Source organism: Polaromonas sp. P3_C2, assembly GCF_056402675.1.
This window is the reverse complement of the sequence record NZ_JBFUGX010000519.1, coordinates 1-2,990: the sequence shown is the minus strand read 5'-3', so window position 1 is coordinate 2,990 and position 2,990 is coordinate 1. Positions and strand designations below refer to the sequence as shown.

The following is a 2,990-nucleotide window of genomic DNA, read 5'->3' as shown; positions in this document are numbered from 1 at the left end:
GGCCAGCAGGGCGGCGGCCTCGTCGCGGGAGCGCTGCTGCAGCGGCGCAAATGCAGCGTGGCCGGCCTTGGTCAGCTTCAGCAGGCTTTGCCGCGCGTCCGCCGGCGAAGACGCGCGCGCCAGCCAGCCTTGGCTTTCGAAGCGGCGCAGGATGCGGCTCAGGTAACCCGCGTCCAGTGCCAGGTCGCGCCCCAGCTCCGTGGCTGTGGGCTGGTCGCGGTGGGCCAGCTCATACAACACCCGCACCTCCGTCAGCGAAAACTCGCTGTCCAGATAGGGGTCCAGTACGCCGATGCGCTGGGTGTAGAAGCGGTTAAAGCTTCGCACGGCCTTGACGTGGGCTGTAGAAGCGGGGGGCGCTCCAGTCTGGAGCGGGGCAGGCGTGCTTGAGGCGGTGGTATTGATTGACGAGATCATGGTAGATATCGTCAATCAATTGATTGACAAAGTCAAGTATGTGGCATCTTCTGGCAACACATCTGGTTCGGCAGCCCGGCCTCAGATCACCCGGCGCGGCGCCGCTGTGGCTGCATCGCCGCTGTTGGGCGCGCCGGTCGGCTCAATCAGCAGCAGGTGCGCCTCTTGCGGCGCCCGCGGACGATGGCGCACCCCGCGAGGCACCACGTACAGCTGGCCTGGCTTGAGCGTGACGGTGGGCTGGCCGTCGATGTCGATGTGTAGCTCGCCCTTGAGCACCAGGAAGAAATCGTCGCTCTCGGGGTGCGAATGCCAGCTGAATTCTCCCTGGACCTTGACGACCATTACGTCGTGCCCATTGAACTCGCTCACGGTGCGCGGCTGCCAGTGGCCTTCAAAGGTCGCGAGCTTGGTCTGCAGGTCTACGGCTTCTTTCATGTGAACTCCTCTTTCATGGCGGTTGAGTGCGGTTGAAGAGGGAGTTTCCTTGTCCAGGGCTGCTGCGTCTTGTACGATTGTTTCCTTTACGATTGTTTCATGCACGACGCCCAGGCCCCCACGCCCAAAGACTGGGCCCGCTTTCGTCCCGGCGCACTGGCCGGCGTGACTCAGATGAACGCCCACTTCACTGAGCACACCTTCGAGCGCCACAGCCACGAAACCTATTCCATAGGGGTCACCGCCTCCGGTGTGCAGACCTTTCACTGCGGCGGCACGCTGCACGCCAGTCTGCGCGGCGATGTGATTCTTTTTAATCCCGACGAACCGCACGACGGCCAGCGCGGCACGCAGGAAGGTTTTGGCTACAGCATGCTGTATGTGTCGCAGCAGGTGGTGAACGAATGCCGTGACAAGGAAGCCGGCCTCGACATGGCGGCTTATTTTTGCCAACCTGTGGTGCGCGAYGCCGCCATGGGCCGCGCGCTGGCGCGCGCCATAGGCGCAGGCGGGCAGGCGCAAGAGTCGCTGCGTGCCGAAGAGCTTACGCGCAATGTGCTGGTGCACTTGCTGCAGCGCTATGGCGAGCGGCGCTCAGGCGATGAAGTGAAGCCGGCTGGCGTTGCGCGCATGGCCCGCATTCGCGACTACCTGCGCAGCCACTTCGACCAGGACATCACCGTCGATGCCCTCGCAGGCGAGGCCGGCTTGTCGCGTGTTCATCTGACCCGCGCCTTCGCCCGGCAGTTTGGCGTACCGCCGCATATCTACCTCAATGCCGTGCGCATCGAACGCGCCCAGTCAGCCATGCTGGCCGGGCAGGGCCTGGCCGAGGTGGCTGCCGCCTGCGGTTTTGCCGACCAGAGCCATTTCAGCCGGCGCTTCAAGGGCAGTGTGGGTTTGTCGCCCGGGGCGTGGCTGCGGCAGATGAACCCTTCTGCCGTCACCATCGAGTGAATCTACTGCAGGTCGGTAAATAAGGACTCCCCGCGGTCAAGCGGGTCCACAACTACGTTATAGATTTCATTGATGCGCCAGATCGGGGTTTCATAGGCGGCCTGGCCCTGCACCCTTACCAGGAATGCGCTTTTCCTTTCGTGAGCGGCAAGGGTCAGCTCACAGGAGAACTCGATTTGCCCTGTGTCCGTCGAAATGGCGCTCACAAGTTCATGCGCGGCAAGCGAGAGGCGCTCGGCGCTTTCGTGCGGCAAGAGTTGATCAACCTCATAGGTTCGCAGCACGATCTCAGTGATGCGATCGATGAGGTCGTCAACTACGGAGTTCGGATTTGTGACCATCTGTGGGTGCATTTTGGGGATTCCCCCGTGTCTCCCAAAGAACTAAAAAGCTATATCTATATTGCAGATTGTCATGAGTGGAATTTTCGCTTGATTGTTCGGTCAAGCATGGTTCCCGACAGCGAAAGTCGCTTTCGCGATACCACCTTAGACCGACATCCCGCCAGAAACCTCAATCACAGCCCCATTGACATAACTCGCCTCATCGCTCGCGAGGAACGCATAGACATTGGCAATCTCCTCCGGCCTTCCCAGGCGCTTGAGCGGCACATGGGCTTCCATCTCCTTGAGCACCTTGTCGGGGATCGTGCTGAGGATGGGCGTTGAAATAAAACCGGGGGCCACCGCATTCACGCGCACGCCCTTGGGGCCCAGTTCGCGGCTCCAGGTTTTGGTGAAGCCGATCACGCCGAACTTGCTGGCCGCGTAATTCGTCTGGCCGAAGTTGCCGTAGATGCCGACGACTGAACTGGCGTTCAGTATCACGCCGCTGCCTTGCGCTGTCATGGTGTCGGCCACCGCTTGCGCGCAGTGAAAGACGCCGCGCAGGTTCACGTCGATCACCTTGTCAAATTGCTCCAGTGTCATTTTCTGCAGCCTCGCATCCTGCGTGATGCCGGCGTTGTTGACGAGGACATCAATGCGGCCGAACTGGTCCTTGACCTCGCCGACCACTGCATCCACCATGGAGCGCTGGGTCACGTCCATCACATAACCAACGGCCTGCGCGCCCAGGGCCTGGCACTGTTTGACGGCTTCATCCACACCGGCTTGTTTCACGTCGCAGACGATGACGATGGCGCCTTCCTGGGCAAACTTGAGTGCGGTGGCCAGGCC

5 protein-coding genes are annotated in these 2,990 nt (G+C 61.4%); 1 reads left to right on the top strand and 4 read right to left on the bottom strand.

Annotated features, from left to right (window positions below):
* Together AC1DWI_RS18225 and AC1DWI_RS18220 are read right to left on the bottom strand one after the other, a co-directional pair.
* On the bottom strand, positions 1-417 hold a 417-nt coding region (locus tag AC1DWI_RS18225), incomplete at its 3' end, for a MarR family winged helix-turn-helix transcriptional regulator (protein WP_477725378.1).
* Between the two features lie 81 nt (positions 418-498).
* Positions 499-855, bottom strand: a complete 357-nt coding sequence (locus tag AC1DWI_RS18220) for a cupin domain-containing protein (protein WP_457280693.1) — start codon at positions 853-855, stop codon at positions 499-501.
* A gap of 99 nt (positions 856-954) precedes the next feature.
* Here AC1DWI_RS18220 and AC1DWI_RS18215 point away from each other — a divergent pair, with 99 nt between their 5' ends.
* Positions 955-1,812, top strand: coding sequence for an AraC family transcriptional regulator (locus AC1DWI_RS18215; RefSeq protein ID WP_477669371.1), 858 nt, complete (start codon positions 955-957; stop codon positions 1,810-1,812).
* Positions 1,813-1,814: 2 nt separating this feature from the next.
* On the opposite strand, the gene AC1DWI_RS18210 is transcribed toward AC1DWI_RS18215, so the two are convergent.
* Together AC1DWI_RS18210 and fabG are read right to left on the bottom strand one after the other, a co-directional pair.
* On the bottom strand, positions 1,815-2,153 hold the full coding sequence (locus AC1DWI_RS18210) for a hypothetical protein (RefSeq protein ID WP_477669372.1): 339 nt from the start codon (positions 2,151-2,153) through the stop codon (positions 1,815-1,817).
* Between the two features lie 147 nt (positions 2,154-2,300).
* Positions 2,301-2,990 (bottom strand): 3-oxoacyl-ACP reductase FabG (fabG, locus tag AC1DWI_RS18205; RefSeq protein ID WP_477725377.1); only part of this gene is annotated, 690 nt, incomplete at its 5' end.

What these genes read in the sequence shown, in the direction of transcription:
- AC1DWI_RS18220 (WP_457280693.1), bottom strand. Translation starts at nt 855, where the DNA reads ATGAAAGAAGCCGTAGACCTGCAGACCAAGCTCGCGACCTTTGAAGGC.
- AC1DWI_RS18210 (WP_477669372.1), bottom strand. Translation starts at nt 2,153, where the DNA reads ATGGTCACAAATCCGAACTCCGTAGTTGACGACCTCATCGATCGCATC.